The sequence below is a fragment of the Agrobacterium sp. OT33 genome (assembly GCF_017313365.1).
Classification (GTDB): domain Bacteria; phylum Pseudomonadota; class Alphaproteobacteria; order Rhizobiales; family Rhizobiaceae; genus Agrobacterium; species Agrobacterium rhizogenes_A.
Window position 1 is genome coordinate 669,758 of sequence record NZ_JAFLMZ010000001.1, and the last position, 19,654, is coordinate 689,411.

The 19,654-nt window shown below is 60.0% G+C and carries 17 protein-coding genes; 10 read left to right on the plus strand and 7 right to left on the minus strand.

The features are described 5' to 3' along the window. The first annotated feature begins 158 nt into the window (after nt 1-158). From JZX88_RS03325 to JZX88_RS03350, 6 genes are all read left to right on the plus strand, one after another. Nucleotides 159-1,205, plus strand: coding sequence for an AbrB family transcriptional regulator (locus JZX88_RS03325; protein ID WP_206912528.1), 1,047 nt, complete (start codon nt 159-161; stop codon nt 1,203-1,205). Nucleotides 1,206-1,354: 149 nt separating this feature from the next. Beyond that, entirely contained in the window at nt 1,355-2,266 is a 912-nt protein-coding gene (locus JZX88_RS03330; protein ID WP_206912532.1) for an ABC transporter substrate-binding protein, read from the plus strand. An 82-nt stretch (nt 2,267-2,348) separates the two neighbouring features. Beyond that, complete coding sequence (locus JZX88_RS03335) at nt 2,349-3,515, plus strand: ABC transporter permease (RefSeq protein ID WP_206912533.1); 1,167 nt, start codon at nt 2,349-2,351, stop codon at nt 3,513-3,515. Further along, nucleotides 3,512-4,450 carry an ABC transporter ATP-binding protein gene (locus JZX88_RS03340; protein WP_206912534.1) on the plus strand — a complete coding sequence of 313 codons (939 nt, stop codon included), beginning with the start codon at nt 3,512-3,514 and terminating at the stop codon, nt 4,448-4,450. The genes JZX88_RS03335 and JZX88_RS03340 overlap by 4 nt, the downstream gene beginning before the upstream one ends. Continuing rightward, on the plus strand, nt 4,447-5,187 hold the full coding sequence (locus tag JZX88_RS03345; protein ID WP_110755777.1) for an ABC transporter permease: 741 nt from the start codon (nt 4,447-4,449) through the stop codon (nt 5,185-5,187). The genes JZX88_RS03340 and JZX88_RS03345 overlap by 4 nt, the downstream gene beginning before the upstream one ends. A gap of 108 nt (nt 5,188-5,295) precedes the next feature. Further along, entirely contained in the window at nt 5,296-5,784 is a 489-nt protein-coding gene (locus JZX88_RS03350; RefSeq protein ID WP_046799193.1) for a gluconokinase, read from the plus strand. 59 nt (nt 5,785-5,843) lie between these two features. On the opposite strand, the gene JZX88_RS03355 is transcribed toward JZX88_RS03350, so the two are convergent. The 7 genes from JZX88_RS03355 to JZX88_RS03385 all read right to left on the minus strand — a co-directional run bounded on the left by JZX88_RS03355 (nt 5,844) and on the right by JZX88_RS03385 (nt 15,902). Next, a complete protein-coding gene (locus tag JZX88_RS03355; RefSeq protein WP_206912535.1) occupies nt 5,844-7,145 on the minus strand; it encodes an FAD-binding oxidoreductase in 1,302 nt (433 codons plus the stop codon). 3 nt (nt 7,146-7,148) lie between these two features. Beyond that, nucleotides 7,149-8,510: a glutamine synthetase family protein gene (locus tag JZX88_RS03360; RefSeq protein WP_161991557.1), complete on the minus strand. Its 1,362-nt coding sequence runs from the start codon at nt 8,508-8,510 to the stop codon at nt 7,149-7,151. 172 nt (nt 8,511-8,682) lie between these two features. Next, a complete protein-coding gene (locus tag JZX88_RS03365) occupies nt 8,683-9,930 on the minus strand; it encodes an FAD-binding oxidoreductase (protein ID WP_206912536.1) in 1,248 nt (415 codons plus the stop codon). Between the two features lie 100 nt (nt 9,931-10,030). Further along, nucleotides 10,031-11,671 (minus strand): ABC transporter ATP-binding protein, encoded by a 1,641-nt coding sequence (locus JZX88_RS03370; protein ID WP_206912537.1) that lies wholly within the window; start codon nt 11,669-11,671, stop codon nt 10,031-10,033. Nucleotides 11,672-11,676: 5 nt separating this feature from the next. After that, nucleotides 11,677-12,822 carry an ABC transporter permease gene (locus JZX88_RS03375; protein ID WP_206912538.1) on the minus strand — a complete coding sequence of 382 codons (1,146 nt, stop codon included), beginning with the start codon at nt 12,820-12,822 and terminating at the stop codon, nt 11,677-11,679. Next, nucleotides 12,822-13,916, minus strand: coding sequence for a microcin C ABC transporter permease YejB (locus JZX88_RS03380; protein WP_206912539.1), 1,095 nt, complete (start codon nt 13,914-13,916; stop codon nt 12,822-12,824). The genes JZX88_RS03375 and JZX88_RS03380 overlap by 1 nt, the downstream gene beginning before the upstream one ends. A gap of 141 nt (nt 13,917-14,057) precedes the next feature. Then, a complete protein-coding gene (locus JZX88_RS03385; RefSeq protein WP_142855162.1) occupies nt 14,058-15,902 on the minus strand; it encodes an extracellular solute-binding protein in 1,845 nt (614 codons plus the stop codon). Between the two features lie 203 nt (nt 15,903-16,105). Between JZX88_RS03385 and mepA the strand changes: the two genes are divergently transcribed. The 4 genes from mepA to dapB all read left to right on the plus strand — a co-directional run bounded on the left by mepA (nt 16,106) and on the right by dapB (nt 19,654). Then, entirely contained in the window at nt 16,106-17,155 is a 1,050-nt protein-coding gene (mepA, locus tag JZX88_RS03390) for a penicillin-insensitive murein endopeptidase (RefSeq protein ID WP_065114576.1), read from the plus strand. 101 nt (nt 17,156-17,256) lie between these two features. Then, nucleotides 17,257-17,640, plus strand: coding sequence for a methylglyoxal synthase (locus JZX88_RS03395; RefSeq protein ID WP_065114575.1), 384 nt, complete (start codon nt 17,257-17,259; stop codon nt 17,638-17,640). Nucleotides 17,641-17,663: 23 nt separating this feature from the next. Continuing rightward, on the plus strand, nt 17,664-18,686 hold the full coding sequence (locus tag JZX88_RS03400; protein ID WP_206912540.1) for a glucokinase: 1,023 nt from the start codon (nt 17,664-17,666) through the stop codon (nt 18,684-18,686). Between the two features lie 140 nt (nt 18,687-18,826). Next, the gene (gene dapB, locus JZX88_RS03405; RefSeq protein ID WP_206912619.1) at nt 18,827-19,654 is read left to right on the plus strand and encodes a 4-hydroxy-tetrahydrodipicolinate reductase; all 828 of its coding nucleotides are present in this window, start codon (nt 18,827-18,829) and stop codon (nt 19,652-19,654) included.

A 19,654-nucleotide genomic window follows, 5' to 3' on the forward strand; every position in this document is an offset into this window, starting at 1 on the left:
GCCAAATGGCGACAGCCAGAGCCCGTGCCGGAAGGTCACGGGCTTTTCTTTTATAAAATACTCATGAAATACAATATTTTTGGTCCCGCCGGTTGACGTTGCGAGACGAAGCGGCGCATTTGGTCACGAGCTTTTTCAAGCAAACAATCAGCGTCGCAATGATCATCAAGCCCGAACTTCATACATTTGCGCTTACCGCCCTTGTCGGCAGCATGGGCGCACTGCTTGCCAGCCTGCTTCATGTTCCCGCCCCCTTTCTTTCGGGGCCGGCACTCGCGGTGACGATCACCGGACTGGCGGGCGTCAAGCTTGGAATTCCCGCCTTCATCCGCAATGCCTGTTTCGTCGTCGTCGGCATTTCGATGGGAACGAGCGTAACGCCCTCGGTCATCGATGCGGCAAAGACATGGCCGCTGAGCTTCGTCGTCGTGCTCGTCGCCGTCGTCATCATGCTCTACGTCGCTTACTGGATCCTGCATTACGGTTTCGGCTACGACCGGACGACGGCCATGCTGGGCGCCTCCCCCGGTCACCTCAGCTACATCATCAGCCTTGGCGCAGAAACGAAAAGCGACCTTGCGACCGTCAGCATCGTGCAAAGTGTCAGGGTACTGGCGCTGACGCTTTCGGTGCCGCTGATCGTCGAATATTTCGATCTGGTCAGCACCGAGCCGCTGATCACAAACCCGCCAATGGGTCTTTTAACCCTGGCGCTGACCATCGCCGCATCCCTGCTGACCGGATGGCTTTTCCTGCGCTGGAGATTTCCGGCCGCCCTGCTGCTTGGCGGCGTTGCCGTTTCCATCGGCACCCATATTACCGGCTTTACCGCAGGCGGTGTTCCCGCCTGGCTCAGCCTGCCGGTCTATGTGCTGATCGGCTGCCTCATCGGCACGCGTTTTTCCAATGTGTCGCTGATGGAAGTGCGCAAGGGTTTTCTGGCCGGCTTCGTCGTCACCATTGCCGTGATGGTAATCGCCGGCGGCATCGCCTGGATGATTTCCGGCGTCACCGGCGTTCCGCTCAATGCCGTGATGATCGCCTATGCGCCGGGCGGCCTCGAAACCATGGCGGCGATGGCGGTGATGATGCATGCCGATACCGCCTATGTCGGCTCCCACCATGTCATCAGGCTGCTGTTTCTCTCCGTGCTCATGCCACTCGTCATGGGCAAGGATGCGCGCAAGCGGAACGACGAGAGCTGACGGCCGCCCCGTGAGCGCAAAGCACCTCGCCGGACGCCAAATTGCAGGTGACGTTGCAACCTTTTTCCCTCCCGGTCGTTAACACTCCGCCGCAATTGCGGCGGCAATCTTTCACCTGTTCGGCAGGCTGACCCACCGGAGGAAAATTCATGAACCGCTTGATGACGTTGACGGGCGCAGGACTTGCGTTCGCCCTTTCTGTTTCCATCGCTCAGGCGCAGGTGGTGGTGTCGTCGAAGATCGATACGGAAGGCGGCGTCCTCGGCAACATCATCCTTGCCGTCCTCAGCAAGAACAATATCGAGACGACGGATCGCATCCAGCTTGGTGCTACCCCGGTCGTCAGGAAGGCAATCACTGCCGGCGAGATCGACATCTATCCGGAATATACCGGCAATGCCGCCTTCTTTTTCTCCAAGGCCGACGACCCGTTGTGGAAGGACGCCGCCAAGGGTTATGAAGAAGCGAAAACGCTCGACTACGACGCCAACAAGATCGTCTGGTTGGCGCCCTCTCCGGCCAACAACACCTGGGCGATTGCGCTTCGCAAGGATGTCGCCGACAAGAACAATCTGAAGACGCTTTCCGATTTCGGCAAATATGTCGCCGATGGCGGCGCGGTGGTTCTTGCGGCCTCCTCCGAATTCGTCAATTCCGCCGCCGCCCTGCCGGCATTCCAGACGACCTATGGTTTCACCATGAAACCGGAGCAGCTGATCACGCTGTCCGGCGGCGATACGGCCGCCACGATCGCCGCCGCCGCCAATCAGACCAACAATGCCAATGCCGCCATGGTCTATGGCACGGATGGCGGCATCGCGCCTTCGGGTCTTGTGGTGCTGGAGGACGACAAACATGTGCAGCCGGTCTATCAGCCCGCACCGATCATTCGTGAAGAGGCTCTGAAAAAGCATCCCAATATCGAGGAACTGCTGAAACCCGTGTTCGAGAAACTCGATCTGGCGACCCTGCAGGATCTGAATGCGCGTGTGCAGGTGGGTGGCGAACAGGCGAAGACCGTGGCGCTCGACTTCCTGACAAAGAACGGTTTCGTCAAGTAAGCTATCATGGTGCCGGGGCGGGCTGCGGGAACCACAGCGCTCTTACGGCCCAGCGCTGGACCAGGGTGCAGGGGAGCAGGATTTGACGAAATGGCCTGACAAGGTGGGTGTGCTGATTTCGTGCCTGCTGCTCTATGCGCTTTTTGTATCGCCTTTCATGACGTTTCGCGCCAACCGGATCGTTCAGGGCGAAGCACGGGCGATCTTCGATGCACTTCCATCCGTTTCCGCAACACTCCTTGCCGCCATCATTCTCGTTGCAGCCTTCATCGCTTTCCTGCGCTTTCCGGCGCGGCTGAAACTCGCAGCCGCCCTGGTCTCTCTTGCGGCGCTGGCGGTTTTTGTCGGGCAGGCGGCCTCCTTCCTCACACCGGAGGGTAATGGTTTCGCCCGCATTTCGCCGGCGAGCGGTTTCTGGCTGATGTTTGCCGGGCTGGCTTTGCTCGCGACGGATTGCATTGCACGTCTCCAGCCGAAGCCCGCCGTCCGGATATTGCTATTGCTCATGGCCATTGCCGCACTTGCAGCCGTGCTGACAAGCGGTCTCTGGAACGATCTCTCGATCATCAGGGAATATACTGCCCGGGCCGATATTTTCTGGACAGAAGCCCTACGGCATGTGGAGCTTGCGATCGGCTCGCTGATCGCGGCGACAGTGGCAGGCATTCCGCTGGGGATACTCTGTTACAAGGTCGAGCGGTTGCGGGCAGGCGTGCTGAACAGCCTCAATATCGTCCAGACCATCCCTTCCATCGCCCTCTTCGGCCTGCTGATCGCTCCGCTTGGATGGATTGCCGCCACCGTGCCGGGAGCGGCCAGGATCGGCATCGCCGGCATCGGCATGGCGCCCGCATTCGTGGCGCTGTTTCTCTATTCACTGCTGCCGGTCGTTTCCAACACGGTTGTCGGCCTTTCCGGCGTCTCGCAGGCAGTCCGGGAAGCGGCGCGTGGACTTGGCATGACACCGGTGCAAAGGCTGCTGCGGGTGGAATTTCCACTGGCCATGCCGGTCATCCTCACGGGCATCCGCATCGTGCTGGTGCAGAATATCGGGCTGGCGACCATCGCCGCGCTGATCGGCGGCGGCGGTTTCGGCGTTTTCGTGTTTCAGGGCATCGGGCAGACGGCGATGGACCTCGTACTGCTCGGCACCGTGCCGACCGTTCTCCTCGGTTTTGCCGCCGCGATCACGCTAGACGCCCTCATCGACAGTAATCTCTTCAGCGCAGGCGGAAGGCAACAGGCATGATCGAGATCGACACCATCACAAAACGATATGGCGATGCGGCCGTGGTGGATCAGGTGTCGCTGACCGTCGCACCGCGCACCGTCACCGTCATCGTCGGCACGTCAGGATCGGGGAAAACCACGCTGCTGCGGATGATAAACCGGCTGGTGGAACCGACCTCCGGCACGATCCGAATCGACGGTGAGGATGTCAGCACGATGCCGGGTTACAAACTGCGCCGACAGATGGGCTATGCCATTCAGGGCCATGGCCTGTTTCCACACAGGACGGTGGCGGAGAATATCGCCACCGTTCCGCAGTTGGTCGGCTGGGACCGCAAACGCATCGAGGCGAAGATCGATGCGTTGATGCACCTCTTCCAGCTTGATCCCGCGCTTTATGCGGACCGTTTTCCGCATGAGCTTTCCGGCGGCCAGCAGCAGCGTGTCGGCGTGGCGCGGGCGCTTGCCGCAGAGCCGAATATCTTGCTGATGGACGAACCCTTCGGCGCGCTCGACCCGGTAATCCGCGCCAAGGCGCAGAACGATCTTCTCGATATTCAGAAGAAGCTCGGCGTCACCATCGTCCTCGTCACACACGATATGGACGAGGCCTTTCATCTGGCGGATCGCATTGCCGTGATGGACAAGGGCCGTATCGTGCAGGACTGCCCGCCGGCGGAACTGGTGCTGAAACCGGCAACCGATTTCGTGCGCACCATGATCGGCGAAAACGAACGTGCGCTGAAACTGCTGTCGGTTCTCTCTATTGCTGACATCGTGGAGCTGGGAAGCGCCGAGGGCGAACCGCTTACCGAACATACAAGCCAGCGCGATGCCCTGTCAGCGATGTTATGGGCGGGCTGCGATGTCCTGCCGGTCGTCAAGGACGACGGCCAGCTCGTCGGCCGGGTGCGGCGGGACGTTCTCCTCCAGCGTGCTGCCGGAGCCTCATGAAAAACGCGGCCTCTTTCCTTGCAATCGGCTTTCTGGTGCTGGTGCTGATCGTCTTTCTTGCAGCGCCGCAAATCTTCGCGCCGATATTCCGCCCTCTCGTGCAGGCCAATGCACCGGCGATCTACACGCAGGCCAATCTTCTCTCCCTCACCCTCTCGCATCTGACCACCGTGGCGATCGCCACGGGGCTGGCCACACTGGTAGCGGGTGCGCTCGCAGTTCTCGTCACCCGGCCTTTCGGGGCGGATTTCCTGCCTTTGTCGCGCAGCATCGTCAATATCGGTCAGACCTTCCCGCCCGTGGCGGTACTCGCGCTTGCGGTGCCGATGATCGGTTTCGGGGAAAAACCGACGCTTATTGCGCTGTTTTTATACGCATTGCTGCCGGTGTTCGAAAATACGCTGACCGGGCTTACCACCCTGCCCGCCACGGTGATGGATGCCGCCAGAGGCAGCGGCATGACCGGCTGGCAGCGGCTTGTCAAAGTGGAACTGCCGCTTGCGTTACCCGCCATTCTTGCAGGCATCCGGTTGTCGGCAGTCATCAGCCTTTCAACAGCCACCATCGGCTCCACGGTAGCGGCGCGCACGCTTGGCGAAGTGATCATCGCCGGCCTGCAATCCAACAATCTCGCCTTCATCCTGCAGGGCGGGCTGATCGTCGCCGCACTTGCGGTTCTCATCCACTCTGCCTTTTCCGCGCTGGAAAGAGCAGCAGCCCGCAAAACCGGGCACTGACACGGGCAAGCTCCGTATTTTTATGTTCCCGACGTCAGCCGCACATGTTAGGGGCTGACCGTCGAAACAGAAACATCAGAGGTTCGGGTGACACAGGCAATCGTCGTGATGGGAGTGAGCGGCTCTGGCAAGTCCACGGTCGCAGAGGAGCTGGCGGAAAAACTGGGCATCGCCTTTATTGAAGGCGACAAGCTTCACCCGAAATCCAATGTCGATAAAATGTCCGAAGGCATTCCGCTGACGGACGAAGACCGCTGGCCCTGGCTGGACCTGATCGGCGCGGAACTGCGCAAGGGCAGCGAAGGCAACGGTGTCGTCGTTTCCTGCTCGGCACTCAAGAAAATTTATCGTGACCGGCTTCGCACGGCCACCGGCAGCCCGCTTGCTTTCGTTTATCTGGATGGCAGCCTGGAGCTTCTCAGCCGGCGCATGGGTGAACGCAAGGGCCATTTCATGCCGCTCTCGCTGCTTCAGACCCAGCTTGCCACGCTGGAAGTGCCGACCGGCGAACCGGGCGTCGTCACCGTCAGCATCGACACCACACCGGAAGAAATCGCGAAAAATGCGCTTTCCGGCCTTAAAACAGTGACGTTCTAACTCCCTGTTTTATTGCATTTCCGGAGGCGAAACCGCTTCACGCTTTTGCGGGAAATGCTCTAAAAGCCGAGCCTGTCCCGCATGCCGTACCACCAGGCGCCAAGCATGGTCAGCGGCACGCGGAAGGTCTTGCCGCCGGGGAACGGATAGTTCGGCAGCGAACTCCAGATATCGAAACGTTCGGCGTGGCCGGCAACGGCCTCGCCCAATATCTTGCCGAGCAGATGTGTGGTCGTGACGCCATGGCCGCTGTCGCCATGCGAAAAATAGATATTGTCCGAAAGCCTGCCCATATGCGGGATGCGCGTCAGCGTCAGCGCGAAATTGCCGCTCCAGGCGAAGTCGATCCTGGTCTTTTCCAGTTGCGGAAAGGTCTTCAGCATGTTTGGGCGGATCACGCCGGTCAGGTCGGCCGGGTCGCTGCCGCCATAACCGATACCCCCGCCGTAAAGCAGACGGTTATCCGAGGTGCGGCGGTAATAATCGAGAATGTAATTGGCATCCTCGACGCAATAATCGGCGGGCAAAAGCGCCTCGATCAGATCGGCATCGAGTGGTTCCGTCGCCATGACCTGACTTGAGACCGGCATCATCCGCTCACCGATTTCCGGCAGCAATGTCCCGAGATAGGCATTACCGCAGACGAGCACATATTTCGCCTTCACGCTGCCCGTCGCCGTGCGCACCACGGGGTTTGCACCCTGTTCTACCGAGATAACCCGTGAATTTTCGAATATGCGGGCACCGAGGCTTTCGGCCGCCGCAGCCTCGCCCTGCACCAGATTGAGCGGGTGGATGTGGCCACCGAGGCGGTCGATCATGCCACCGGCATAACGGTCGGACTTTACATAAGTGCCGACATCCGCCCTGGGGACCATTTCCAGCCCACCATGGCCGTGCTTTTCCCAATGGGCCTTGTGAGCCTCCATCTCGCGAATCTGTTTCGGCGTGAAGGCGGCGAAGAAGCCACCATCGACGAGATCACAGTCGATGTCATATTTGGCGATACGCTCGCGGATGATCGCGCCGCCTTCCAGCGACATTTCCCCGAGCTTTACCGCCTTGTCATGCCCATAACGGCCAGCGATGGTTTTGAGATCACGGCTATAGCCATTGACGATCTGGCCGCCATTACGGCCCGAGGCGCCGAAGCCGACACGCACGCCTTCCAGCACAATGACGGCATAACCGCGCTCACTGAGTTCAAGTGCTGCGGAAATGCCGGTGAAACCGCCACCGATGATGCAGACATCGGCTTCCAGCGCGCCTTCGAGCGTTGGTCGCACGGATTTGACATTGGCGGAGGCCGCGTACCATGAGGATGTGTGGCCCGGATTGGGGATCGTCGTTACCTCAGCCATTTCTCACACCGTCCTGATATAGGCGTCATATTCGACGTCGGTTACGCGCAGGGAAAATTCGGAAAGCTCCTGCTGCTTGCAGGCGGAAAACAAGGTGCGGTACTTCTGGCCAAGCGTTGCATAGGCAAAGCTCGAGCGCGTGAAGCGCTGCAGGGCATAATCCCAGTTGGTGGGCAGCGGTTCGTGATTGATCGCATGGCTGTCACCGGCGATAGCGCCGCCGGGCTGGCGCTTTTCCTTCATGCCGGCAAGTGCTGCACTCAGGATCATCGCCACAACCAGATAGGGGTTGGTATCGGCACCGGCCACACGGTGTTCGATGCGCGTCGCAGCCTTGCTAGCAACGATGACGCGCACCGCCGCCGAGCGGTTGTCGATGCCCCAGGAGGCGTAGGTGGGCGCATGTTCGCTCGGCGTCAGGCGACGATAGGAATTGGCATGGGGGGCGAAGATCGCCATGCTTTCCCCCATGTTTTCCAGAAGGCCGCCGACTGAATGCATCAGCGCATCCGATGGGCCGTTTTCGCCGGCATAGATGTTCCTGCCGTCCTTATCGAGAACGGAAAAATGCACATGCATGCCGTTGCCGGCCTGCAAGCCGTAAGGCTTGGCCATGAAGGTGGCGTCGAGCTCATGCCGCCGCGCCACGCCCTTGACGATGCGTTTCAGGAAGACGGCGAAATCGGCGGCCTGCAAGGCGTCCGGCACATGGTTGAGGTTGATCTCATATTGCCCCGGCCCGTTTTCGCGCAGCGTCGTATCGGCAAGCACGCCCTGTGCCCGGCAGGCTGTGGCTATATCGTGGAAGACATCCTCGAAATCCTGCAATTCGGAAATCGACAGAACCTGTGTCTGGCCCGTGTGCCAGCGTCCCTCGCGGCTATGCGGCGGGCGCACCGGATCGAGCGCCGAGCGGACGGGATCGATCAGATAAAATTCAAGCTCGGTCGCCACGACGGGCGTGAGACCGGCCTTTTTATAGGCGTTCAGAACCTGTGCCAGAACATGGCGCGGATCGCCATAGAAGCCGGTTCCATCCGGGTTTTTCATCGCCAGCAGAACTTGCGCCGTCGGACGGCCAAGCCATGTCACGCGCGACAGCGTGCCGGGAACGGGGAAACAAAAACCGTCCGGATCGCCCGTACCTTCGGCAAGGCCCGCGGCGTGCACATCCCGGCCCCAGATATCCAGCGCATAAACGGAGCGGGGAATGGCCATTCCCTTTTCGAGAACGTCGATCGCCCTCTCACGTGGAATCCATTTGCCGCGCGGAACGCCGTTCGCGTCTATGACGAAGGCTTCGAGAATTTCGATATCGGGATTATCGGCGAAAAATTTCTTTGCGTTTTCAATATCATCCATCATGCACCAGCAGGCCGTTTCTCTTCTGTTTCGCGCGCGGAAGCGCTTCGCTAACGAAAATCATCCTGCTGCTGATAGATGAGAAACCTCGCCACCATGATGACGTTTGCCCCTTTTCCCCTTGGATAAGCCTATGTTACGTGGCCCGCCGCAGGAAGGCCAGCGGATTCGGCCATCAGGGATTGAACCTTTCCGGGCGATAGGCGTCGATGGCGATAACAGGCGTTTCGCCGGCCATGGTTTCCGCCAGCACACGACCTGTGATCGGCCCCAGCGTTAGGCCGTGATGAGCGTGGCCGAAGGTAAACCACAAGGTCCTGTGGCGCGGTGCCCTGCCGATGACCGGCATCATATCAGGCGTGCAGGGGCGTGCGCCCATCCACGGCTCCGCATCCAGCCGGCCGCCAAGGGGAAAAACGGTACGGGCCACCCGTTCCGCCCGCTCGATCTGCACGGGGGATTTCGGCGCATCGCGTTCTGCAAATTCAGCACCCGTCGTCAGGCGGATGCCCTTGCGCATCGGTGCCAGAAAATAACCGCGCTCGGCGTCGATCAGCCAATTGTTGAGCTTTGTTCCCTCCTGCGGCGCATAGTGCATGTGGTAGCCGCGTTTCACCCCGAGCGGGAAGCGATAGCCAAGCCGTTCTGTCACCGTATCTGCCCAAGGACCAAGTGCCACGACGGCATGTTCCGCCTCAACTGCGCCGGTTTCGGTGCGCACCGTCCAACCGCTTACCGTCTGGCTAAGCGTCGACGCATCGCCCCGGACAAAAGTTCCGCCGTAGCTCTCAAACAGTTTGAGATAGGCGAGTGTCAGCGCATGCGGATCGAGTACCGACCAGGGATCGTTCCATTTCAGACCGCCAACGAAATCCCGGCTGAGATGCGGTTCGGCGGAGGCAAGCTCTTGCGCATCGAGTTTCGTGTGGGAAATGCCGTGGTCACGCGCCAGCCGCTCGGCGAAGGCATAGTCGGCATCCCGCCTTGCGGCAGTCCTGTAAGCCTCCATCCAGCCGTTTTTCACGATCAAATCGCCAGCCTTCGCCTCGTCGATCAAAATGCTGTGTTCAGAGACAGAATGTTCGATCAGCGGCGCATAGGCACGGGCAATCGCCGCATGGCGCGTGGCTGCGGAATTATACCAGTAGCGGCCGAGAAAAGGTGCGATCTTCGGTAGGGCGGAAAGGTGATAGCGAGCATCGATGCTGTTGTTCAGGGAATAACGCAGCAGCAGTGCCAGGTCCTGCGGAAAGGCGTAAGGCACGACGCCTTCTCTCTGGATCAGCCCGGCATTACCGAAGGAGGTCTCCTCGCCCGGTCCGCGCCGATCGACCAGCACCACCGATTTTCCCCTTCGGGCCAGTTGCAGGGCGACCGACACCCCGATGATCCCCGCTCCCAGAACAATCACATCCGCTGCCATGGCAATCAATCCGTTTCCGCATCACGTCTCTCGCAACATGGGTCGGCATTTTTCGCAAAGCAACAGAAAAATCATTACCTTAATAGAAACAGCGATGCGCCTACTGGCTCACCGCTTTGGTTTCGACAGCCTCGATATTAAAGGCGGCCGCCAGAAGCGCTCTGGTATAGTCCTGCTGCGGATTGGCGAAAATCTCGGCCGCCGGGCCGCTCTCCACCACCTTGCCGTGGCGCATGACGATCAGGTCATTGGCGAGCGCTTTCACTACCTTAAGATCGTGGCTGATGAAGAGGTAGGCGAGTTCGTGCTTGGCCTGGAGATCGCGCAGCAGATCGACGACCTGCGCCTGCACGCTCATGTCGAGCGCCGATGTCGGCTCGTCCAGCATGACGAAACGGGGTTTAAGCACCATGGCGCGAGCGATGGCGATGCGCTGGCGCTGACCGCCGGAAAATTCATGCGGATACCGCCAGCGGGTGGCCGGATCGAGGCCGACCTCTTCCAGCGCGGTAGCGACACGCGTATCGCGCTCATCGGCGGACAGGGCCCGCTCATGCACCTTCAGGCCCTCGGCGACGATTTCACCCACCGACATGCGCGGGCTGAGCGACCCATAGGGATCCTGAAACACCACCTGCAACCGGTTCCTGAGCGGCTTCATCATCTCATAGGAATAATGATCGATCGACTGGCCGATGAAACTGATGCGCCCCTTGGATGCGATCAGCCGGGAGAGCGCCAGACCAAGCGTGGTCTTGCCCGAGCCGGATTCGCCCACCACGCCCACCGTCTGGCCGGCGCGCAGGGTAATATCGATGCCGTCGACCGCCTTCACATGATCGACAACCCGGCGCATCAGCCCGGCCTTGATCGGGAACCAGACCTTGATGTCGTCGCCTTGCATGACCACCGGTTTGCTGGCATCGGAATGCGGCGGCTCGCCTTTGGGTTCGGCTGCAAGGAGATGGCGCGTATAGGCGTGCTGCGGATCGTTAAACACCTGCTCCACCGTGCCCGTCTCGACGATCTTGCCCTTGGTCATGACACAGACGCGATCGGCAAATTTGCGAACGATGCCGAGGTCGTGGGTGATGAACAACATCGACATGCCGTGCTTGGTCTTCAGATCACTCAGAAGCTCGAGGATCTGCGCCTGCACCGTCACGTCGAGCGCCGTGGTCGGCTCATCGGCGATCAGCAGTTTCGGCCGGTTGGCAAGCGCCATGGCGATCATCACACGCTGCCGCTGGCCACCGGACAATTCATGCGGATAGGCTTTCAGGCGCTTTTCCGGTTCGCGGATGCCGACCTGCAGTAAAAGCTCCAGCGTGCGCGCCCTTGCGTCTGCGCCGGTGATTGCCTGGTGCAGCTCCAGAATCTCGCCGATCTGCCGCTCGATGGTGTGGAGCGGATTGAGCGAGGTCATCGGCTCCTGGAAAATCATGGTGATGTCGTTGCCCCGCACCGCGCGCAAGGCCCGCTCCGGCAGGGTCAGCATATCCTTGCCGTCAAACAGGATTTTCCCGGACGGGTGACTTGCTGCCGGATAGGGCAGCAATTTGAGAATGGAGTTCGCGGTCACGGATTTGCCGGAGCCGGATTCGCCAACGAGGGCAACGACTTCGCCCGGCATCAGGTCGAAGGACACGTGATCGACGGCAACGCTGGTCGCGCCACCCTGATGGAAAGCGACCGAAAGGTCACGGACGGAGAGAAGTGGCTGGATGGTTTTTTCCGTCATGGCGATCACCGGAACGTCTTGCGTGGATCGAAGGCGTCGCGCACCGCTTCACCGACGAAAATCAACAGCGAAAGCATGATGGACATGGTGAAAAACGCAGTGAGGCCAAGCCAGGGGGCCTGAAGGTTATTCTTGCCCTGCGCGATCATCTCGCCCAGCGACGGTGAGCCCGGCGGCATGCCGAAACCGAGGAAATCGAGCGAGGTGAGCGTCGTGATCGAGCCGGAGAGGATGAACGGCAGGAAGGTCAGCGTTGCCACCATGGCGTTGGGCAGAAGGTGGCGGAACATGATCGTCCAATTGCCGACGCCGAGCGCACGGGCAGCGCGGACATATTCGAAGTTTCTGGCGCGCAGGAATTCCGCACGCACAATGCCGACAAAGCCGACCCATGAGAAGAGCAGCATGATGCCGAGCAGCACGAAGAAACCGGGTGGAAGAATGGCCGCGATGATGAGCAGGATATAGAGCACCGGCATGGACGACCAGATTTCGATGAAACGCTGCAAAAGCAAATCCGTCCAGCCGCCAAAATAACCCTGAATGGCGCCGGCGGTGACGCCGACCAGCGCCGACGCGATGGTCAGCGTCAGGCCGAACAGCACGGAAATACGGAAACCATAGATCATCCGCGCTGTGACATCGCGTGCCTGATTGTCAGTTCCGAGCCAATTCAGATTGCCAAGGGTGCAGCCGGGATCGGCATCGCCCTGCGGGTAGGCCGAGCAGCGATCCTTTTTGTCCATCAGCCAGAAGGGCGCGGTGGGCGCCGAATGCGGAATATTGGAGTTGACCGTCTGGTAGGAATAACGGATCGGCGGCCAGATCATCCAGCCATTGGCGTTGATCTCATCCTGGATGAAGGAGGATTTGTAATCGGTCTGGGCCAGGAAGCCGCCGAATTTCTCCTCGGGATAATCAACCATGACCGGCACCAGAATCTCACCCTTGTAGGAAGCGAGAACGGGTTTGTCATTGGCGATGAATTCCGCGATCAGGCTCAGGAAAAACAGGATCAGAAACAGCCAGAAGGACCAGTAGCCGCGCCGGTTCGCCTTGAAATTCTGCCAGCGGCGCTTGGTGGTCGGCGAAAACCACGGGCGCTTCGGCTTTACCAGTGTTTCGGCAGCGGCGGTGGGGGCAAGCGTCATCACACGTCCCTCCGCTCGAAGTCGATACGCGGATCGATCCATGTGTAGATGAGGTCGGAAATCAGGCCAACGACGAGGCCCATCAGCGAGAAGATGAAGAGCGTTCCGAACACGATCGGGTAATCACGATTGACGACCGAGAGATAACCGAGGCGGCCGAGACCATCCAGCGAGAAGATGTTCTCGATCAGCAGCGAGCCGGTGAAAAAGGCCGAAATGAAGGCGCCAGGAAAACCGGCAATTACGATCAGCATCGCGTTGCGGAAGACGTGACCATAGAGAACCTTGCGTTCGGTGAGACCCTTGGCGCGAGCGGTGATGACATATTGCTTCTTGATCTCGTCGATGAAGGAATTTTTGGTGAGAAGCGTCGTCGTCGCGAAAGCCGAAAGCGACAGCGCGATCAGCGGCAAGGTCAGGTGCCAGAAATAGTCGATGACCTTCTGCCACCAGTTCAGTTCGGCAAAGTTATCGGACACAAGGCCGCGCAACGGGAACCAGTCGAAGAAAGATCCGCCAGCGAAAAGCACGATGAGCAGGATGCCGAAGAGGAAGCTCGGCACCGCATAACCGATGATGATGACGCCCGAAGTCCAGACATCGAAGGTGGAACCGTCGGAAACGGCTTTCTTGATGCCGAGGGGGATCGAGATGATGTAGGAAATGATCAGGATCCAGAAGCCGAGCGACGCCGAAACCGGCAGCTTGTCGATGATGAGATCAATGACCGAGGAATTGCGGAAGAAGCTGTCGCCAAAGTCGAAGCGGATGTAATTCCACATCATTTCAAGAAAACGAGTGAGAGGCGGCTTATCGAAACCGAACTGCTTCTCGAGCTTCGCGATCAGTTCCGGATCGAGACCCTGCGCGCCGCGATATTTCGAGCCGCTTTCATCGAAGCCGCCGGACTGACCCATAAGATCGCCGCCGCCAGAAAGCCGGTCGGAGGCACTGTCGCCCTGCCCCGTCAGCTGTGCGACGACCTGCTCCACCGGTCCGCCCGGTGCAAACTGGATGACGAGAAACGAAATGCCCATGATACCGATGATGGTCGGGATCATCAGCGCCAGACGTCTGAGGATATAGGCGCCCATCAGCCTTTGTTCCCAGCCGATATGTCAGCGGTTTTCGTCTCTCTCAAACCCTGTCCTTTCCTCAAAAGCGCTCTTCCGCGCTCCAAGCGATTCGTATCGCCCTATGTGAATCAAGCCTTCGCCGGGAAAGCAAGGCCGGCGTCAGTTTGCGGCCTGGCTGGACCACCATGCGTCCGGAAAACCGATGCCATATTCGGGCAGGTTTTCAGGGCGGGTGAGCGTGTTCCAGTAAGCGAGGAACATCTCGCCGCGGTAAAATTGCGGAATGACGTAGCTGTTTGCCAGAAGCACCCGGTCGAGCGCCCGCGCCGCGGCCACCTGCTCATCCCGGTTGGGCGCAAATATGACCTTTCTGACCAGAGCATCAACGGCGGGGTTCTTGATGCCGGCAAGGTTGTTGGATCCCTGCCGGTCGGCGGCGGCCGAGCCCCAGAAATCCGCCTGTTCGTTGCCGGGATTGGCCGATGTCGCCCAGAGCTTGACGGCGATGTCGAAATCGAAGCTGCGGGTGCGGTTGGTATATTGCGAGGCATCAACCGTGCGGATCGTGGCATTGATGCCGATCTTCTTGAGATTCTGGACATAGGGCAGGATGGTTCGTTCCATGCCGGAGGAATCGATCAGGAATTCCATATCCAGCTGCTGTCCCGTTGCCGCATTGACCATGCGGTTGCCACGCAGCTCGTAACCGGCGTCCTTCATCAGCTTCACCGCCTCGCGCAGATTGTCGCGCTGCTTGGCGGGATCGCCTGCCACCGGGTTGCGGTATTCGGTGGTGAAGACTTCCGGCGGAACCTGATCCTTCAGCTCCTGCAAGAGTTCCAGTTCTCGCCCGGTCGGCAGGCCGGAAGAGGCGAGCTCGCTGCCCATGAAGAAGCTGTTGATGCGCTGGAACTGGCCGTAGGCCAATGTGCGGTTCAGTTCCTCGAAATCGAAGGCGTAGTTGAGCGCCTTGCGCAGGCTGGGGTTCTGGAACTTTTCACGGCGCATGTTCGGCACGAAGGCCTGCATGATGCCAACGGAGCGATAGATATTCGGCAATTCCTCTTTCTTGACGCGGCCTTCCTTGACGGCCGGAAAATCATACCCCGTGACCCAGCGGCTGGATGAGGCTTCCTGGCGAAAATCGACGGTGCCGGATTTGAAGGCCTGGAATTCCACATCCTGATCGGAAAAGAAGCTGTAGGTGATGGTTTTGAAATTGTTCATCCCGACATTCACATTGACGTCCTTGCCCCAATAATCGTCGCGACGCTCATAGGTCATCGTGGAACCGGGAGACAGCGAGGCGATCTTGTAGGGGCCGGAGCCCATCACCGGCTCCAGCGTGCCGCGGGAAATGTCGCGCGGCTTGCCGTCCGGACCTGCGGCTTCCCACCAGTGCTTGGGAACGATCAGCAATTGCCCGACGATCTGCGGCAGTTCGCGATTGTTCTTTTCATCGAAGGTGAAGGTGATGTCCCTCTCACCGCTCACCTCCGCCTTGGTGACGTGGGTGTAGTAGGTGGCAAGCTGCGGGCTCAGGTCCTTGGCCTTTTCGAAGCTGAAAACGACATCCTCCGGCGTCACCGGTTTGCCGTCCGCCCATTTGGCCTCCGCCCGCAGCCGGAACGTGGCTTTGGAGATATCGTCGGGATAGCTGACCCCCTCTGCCAGAAGCCCGTAGGAGGCCGAGAGTTCCTCTTCCGTCGATTTCATCAGCGTATCGAAAACCAGCGAAAGTCCGGTCGCCGCCTCGCCCTTGGCGAGCAGCGGATTGAGCGTATCGAAGGTTCCCGTCGTCGACATGCGCAGCGCACCGCCTTTCGGCGCCTTGGTGTTCACATAGTCGAAATGATCGAAACCATCCGGATGTTTCAGCTCCCCGACCGTCGAAATCCCCTTGCGCCAGACATCACCCGACTGGGCGGAGGCCGCTACCGGTATCAGCATGGCGGATGCCGCAAGAGCGACCAGAAGGCGGGATTTCAGTGGTGCCAATATCATCGGGGAATGTCCCTGGTTCGTGTTTGTTGGAGAGAGCATAAAACAAAGATTGGCAAAAAACAGATGCGCCGGCTCACAAGCTCTTTATCGGCGCCCTTAATCTACCTGCTTCGCGCAGACCGGGCGAAACATGGTTTCAACAAAATCCCGTTCCAGTTTATTCTGCGGGGAAGAGAATCATCTGATCGGACGGACACGGCTATATGACGGCGGGATCATCCAGAATTTTCAAGGCGGCCATGCTGGCGATTTCGGTCGTCTCCGCGCTGCAGTTGCAGATGGAAACCGCATCGGCCGAGGACCGGCCTGCGAAAGAAGTGTTCGGCCATATGGCCCTGCCCTCCGCTGCGGCCTCCCAGCCGATCGGCTCTTATGCCAAGGGCTGCCAGTCCGGCGCCATCGCCATGCCGACGGACGGTCCCGGCTGGCAGGCCATGCGGCTTTCACGCAACCGGCGCTGGGGCCAGCCGCAGCTGATTTCCTTCCTTGAGCGGTTTTCACAGGATGCGCAGAAAATCGGCTGGCCGGGCCTGCTGCTCGGCGATATTTCCCAGCCGCGCGGCGGGCCGATGCTGACCGGCCATGCCTCGCACCAGATCGGCCTCGATGTGGATGTCTGGTGGCGGCCGATGCCTAACCCCCGGCTGAGCGTGGAGCAGCGCGAAACGGTGCCGTTCATCTCCATGCTGGACAAGAGCAAATTTCTGACGGTCGATGATCGCAAATGGTCGCCGCTCAATGCCCGGCTGGTGATGATGGCGGCGAGCTATCCGCAGGTGGAACGCGTCTTCGTCAACCCGGCCATCAAGCAGAAGCTCTGCCAGACATGGACTGGCGACCGCACCTTCATGGGCAAGATCAGGCCGATCTATGGGCATGACGAACATTTCCACATCCGCCTCGAATGCCCGCCCGGCGCGCCGAACTGCAAACCGCAGGCGGCCGTGGGCAAGGGCGATGGCTGCGATAAGTCGCTCGCCTGGTGGTTCACCAAGGAACCATGGGCGCCGCCGAAAAAAGACCCCAATGCCAAGCCGGTGAAACCGCGCCCGGTCATGGTCTCCGATCTGCCCTCGGCCTGCGCCGCCGTGGCTGTTGCCCCTTCCGCCAATCCCGAGGGGCTTGCGGCCCAGGCCTACTCCCCGGCTCCGGCAACGCGCCAGCAAAGCGTGGAACAGGTCATTCAGGCAGCCCCCACCCTGCAGCCGCCATCGGATATTCCGCTTCCGACCCAGCGTCCGACATTGAACTGAAACAGAAATGAGGCATTCAACAGCTTCCCTTTTCAAATGGCGGCAAGCTGTTATAGAAGGCTTCAAATCGATTTAATTCTTTACGGGGACAGGCTGGGACCATGGAAGGGCAACGCTGTATCGCGCTCATCGCTCACGACGAGAAAAAAGACGATATGGCGGATTTCGCCCGTCATCACCAGAAGGCGCTCTCCAGTTTCAGGATCGTCGCGACCGGCACCACTGGCGGGCGCGTGCAGGAAGCCTGCCCGGGACTTGAGGTCATTCGTCTGAAAAGCGGGCCGCTTGGCGGCGACCAGCAGATCGGCGCGATGATCGCGACAGGCGAAGTGGACATGCTGATCTTCTTCACCGATCCGCTGACGGCCATGCCGCATGATGTTGACGTGAAGGCGCTGACACGTCTTGCCACCGTCTATGACATTCCCATGGCGCTTAACCGCGCCACCGCAGAAAACCTCATCGACTTCCACCTCGCCGACTGACTCTCCCCAACATGGAACAGGCAATGCCGAAGACGTCCGATACCGAATATCTGTCCTTTCCGATCCTTCTTGGCGACATCGGCGGCACCAATGCCCGCTTTTCCATTCTGATCGATTCCTTTGCGGGACCAGTACACCTGACCACGGTAAAGACTGCGGAATATCCGACGATCGACGACGCCATCCAGCAGGCGGTTCTGGACAAGACCTCGCTTCAGCCGGTTTCGACCATTCTTGCGATTGCCGGCCCTATCGAAGGCGACGAGATACCGCTCACCAACTGCCACTGGGTCGTCAAGCCGAAGGGTATGCTGGCTAATCTCGGCCTGAAGGACGTCATCGTCATCAATGATTTCGAAGCGCAGGCTCTGGCGATTGCAGCGCTTGACGACGACAACCGCGAGCCTATCGGCTCCGGCAAGAAAGACATGCTGGCGTCACGCGTCGTTCTCGGACCGGGCACGGGCCTCGGGGTTGCCGGTCTGGTTTACGCCCGCCATATGTGGTTTCCGGTGCCCGGTGAGGGCGGCCATATCGATGTCGGCCCAAGAAGCGCGCGTGACTATGCGGTTTTCCCGCATATCGAAACCATTGAGGGCCGTGTTGCCGGCGAGCAGATCCTGTGCGGGCGCGGACTGGTCAATCTCTACCGCGCCGTATGCAAGACCGATGGCATCGAGCCCGTCTTTTCCGATCCGGCCGACATTACCTCGCAAGGGCTGTCGGGCCAGAATCCGCAGGCGAAAGAAACGCTTTCGCTTTTCAGCACCTATCTCGGCCGTGTGGCAGGCGATCTCGCGCTGATTTTCATGGCCAAGGGCGGCGTTTATCTCGCCGGCGGCATTTCTCAGAAGATCATCCCGGCGCTGAAGAGCCCGGAATTCCGGGCCGCATTCGAAGACAAGGCACCACACAGCGCGCTGATGCGGACCATTCCGACCTTCGTTGTCACCCACCCGCAGGCGGCGCTTTCCGGCCTTGCCACCTATGCAAGAACGCCTTCCGATTTCGGCCTGGCGCTGGATGGGCGGCGCTGGAGAGCCTGACCGCTCTCCTCTCAAAGCGGCTCCCCTTCCCATGTGACGCTTGCGAAGCGAGCGGCTGGTCTTTAACGTCACCGCTGCAAATATCAAACGTCCGATACCGGCGGGTCTCGATCCGCCCGACATGAGAAGTGAGTGACAGCATGGGCAACAGCGGCATGAAACTGGTGGTGGTCGGCGCGGCGGGCCGCATGGGACAGGCGCTGATCCGCCTCATTCATCAGACACCAGGCGTCCAGCTGCATGCCGCCGTCGCGCGTGAGGGCTCGGCCTTTGTCGGCCGCGATGCCGGCGAGATTGCCGGTCTCGGCCCGATTGACGTCGAAATCACAAGCGATCCGCTGCAGGCCTTCCTGCATGCGGAAGGCGTTATCGACTTCACCTCACCGGCAACCAGTGTCACCTTCGCCGGCCTCGCCGCGCAGGCGCGCATCGTGCATGTCATCGGCACCACGGGCTGCTCCCCCGAAGACGAGGAAAAATTCAAGGCGGCATCGCGCCATGCGCGCATCGTCAAGTCGGGCAATATGAGCCTCGGCGTCAACCTGCTCAGCGTTTTGACCCAACAGGCGGCGCAGGCACTGGATGCGCAGAACTGGGACATCGAAGTTCTGGAAATGCACCACAAGCACAAGGTGGATGCGCCGTCCGGTACGGCACTTCTGCTTGGCGAAGCGGCGGCAGCCGGCCGCAGGGTCGATCTCACCACCTCCTCGGTGCGCGTGCGCGACGGACATACGGGTGCGCGGGAGACCGGCACCATCGGTTTCGCCACGCTGCGCGGCGGTTCGGTGATCGGTGAACATTCGGTGATCTTTGCCGGCGAGGGTGAGCGCGTCGAGCTTTCCCACTATGCCGGCGACCGCTCCATTTTCGCGCGCGGCGCGATTACGGCGGCTGTCTGGGCCTTCGACAAGAAGCCGGGCTTCTATTCCATGCTGGATGTGCTCGGTCTTTCGCAGGCGGAATAA

What these genes read in the sequence shown, in the direction of transcription:
- JZX88_RS03325 (WP_206912528.1), top strand. Translation starts at nt 159, where the DNA reads ATGATCATCAAGCCCGAACTTCATACATTTGCGCTTACCGCCCTTGTC.
- JZX88_RS03330 (WP_206912532.1), top strand. Translation starts at nt 1,355, where the DNA reads ATGAACCGCTTGATGACGTTGACGGGCGCAGGACTTGCGTTCGCCCTT.
- JZX88_RS03340 (WP_206912534.1), top strand. Translation starts at nt 3,512, where the DNA reads ATGATCGAGATCGACACCATCACAAAACGATATGGCGATGCGGCCGTG.
- JZX88_RS03345 (WP_110755777.1), top strand. Translation starts at nt 4,447, where the DNA reads ATGAAAAACGCGGCCTCTTTCCTTGCAATCGGCTTTCTGGTGCTGGTG.
- JZX88_RS03350 (WP_046799193.1), top strand. Translation starts at nt 5,296, where the DNA reads ATGGGAGTGAGCGGCTCTGGCAAGTCCACGGTCGCAGAGGAGCTGGCG.
- JZX88_RS03355 (WP_206912535.1), bottom strand. Translation starts at nt 7,145, where the DNA reads ATGGCTGAGGTAACGACGATCCCCAATCCGGGCCACACATCCTCATGG.
- JZX88_RS03360 (WP_161991557.1), bottom strand. Translation starts at nt 8,510, where the DNA reads ATGATGGATGATATTGAAAACGCAAAGAAATTTTTCGCCGATAATCCC.
- JZX88_RS03365 (WP_206912536.1), bottom strand. Translation starts at nt 9,930, where the DNA reads ATGGCAGCGGATGTGATTGTTCTGGGAGCGGGGATCATCGGGGTGTCG.
- JZX88_RS03370 (WP_206912537.1), bottom strand. Translation starts at nt 11,671, where the DNA reads ATGACGGAAAAAACCATCCAGCCACTTCTCTCCGTCCGTGACCTTTCG.
- JZX88_RS03375 (WP_206912538.1), bottom strand. Translation starts at nt 12,822, where the DNA reads ATGACGCTTGCCCCCACCGCCGCTGCCGAAACACTGGTAAAGCCGAAG.
- JZX88_RS03380 (WP_206912539.1), bottom strand. Translation starts at nt 13,916, where the DNA reads ATGGGCGCCTATATCCTCAGACGTCTGGCGCTGATGATCCCGACCATC.
- JZX88_RS03385 (WP_142855162.1), bottom strand. Translation starts at nt 15,902, where the DNA reads ATGATATTGGCACCACTGAAATCCCGCCTTCTGGTCGCTCTTGCGGCA.
- mepA (WP_065114576.1), top strand. Translation starts at nt 16,106, where the DNA reads ATGACGGCGGGATCATCCAGAATTTTCAAGGCGGCCATGCTGGCGATT.
- JZX88_RS03395 (WP_065114575.1), top strand. Translation starts at nt 17,257, where the DNA reads ATGGAAGGGCAACGCTGTATCGCGCTCATCGCTCACGACGAGAAAAAA.
- JZX88_RS03400 (WP_206912540.1), top strand. Translation starts at nt 17,664, where the DNA reads ATGCCGAAGACGTCCGATACCGAATATCTGTCCTTTCCGATCCTTCTT.
- dapB (WP_206912619.1), top strand. Translation starts at nt 18,827, where the DNA reads ATGGGCAACAGCGGCATGAAACTGGTGGTGGTCGGCGCGGCGGGCCGC.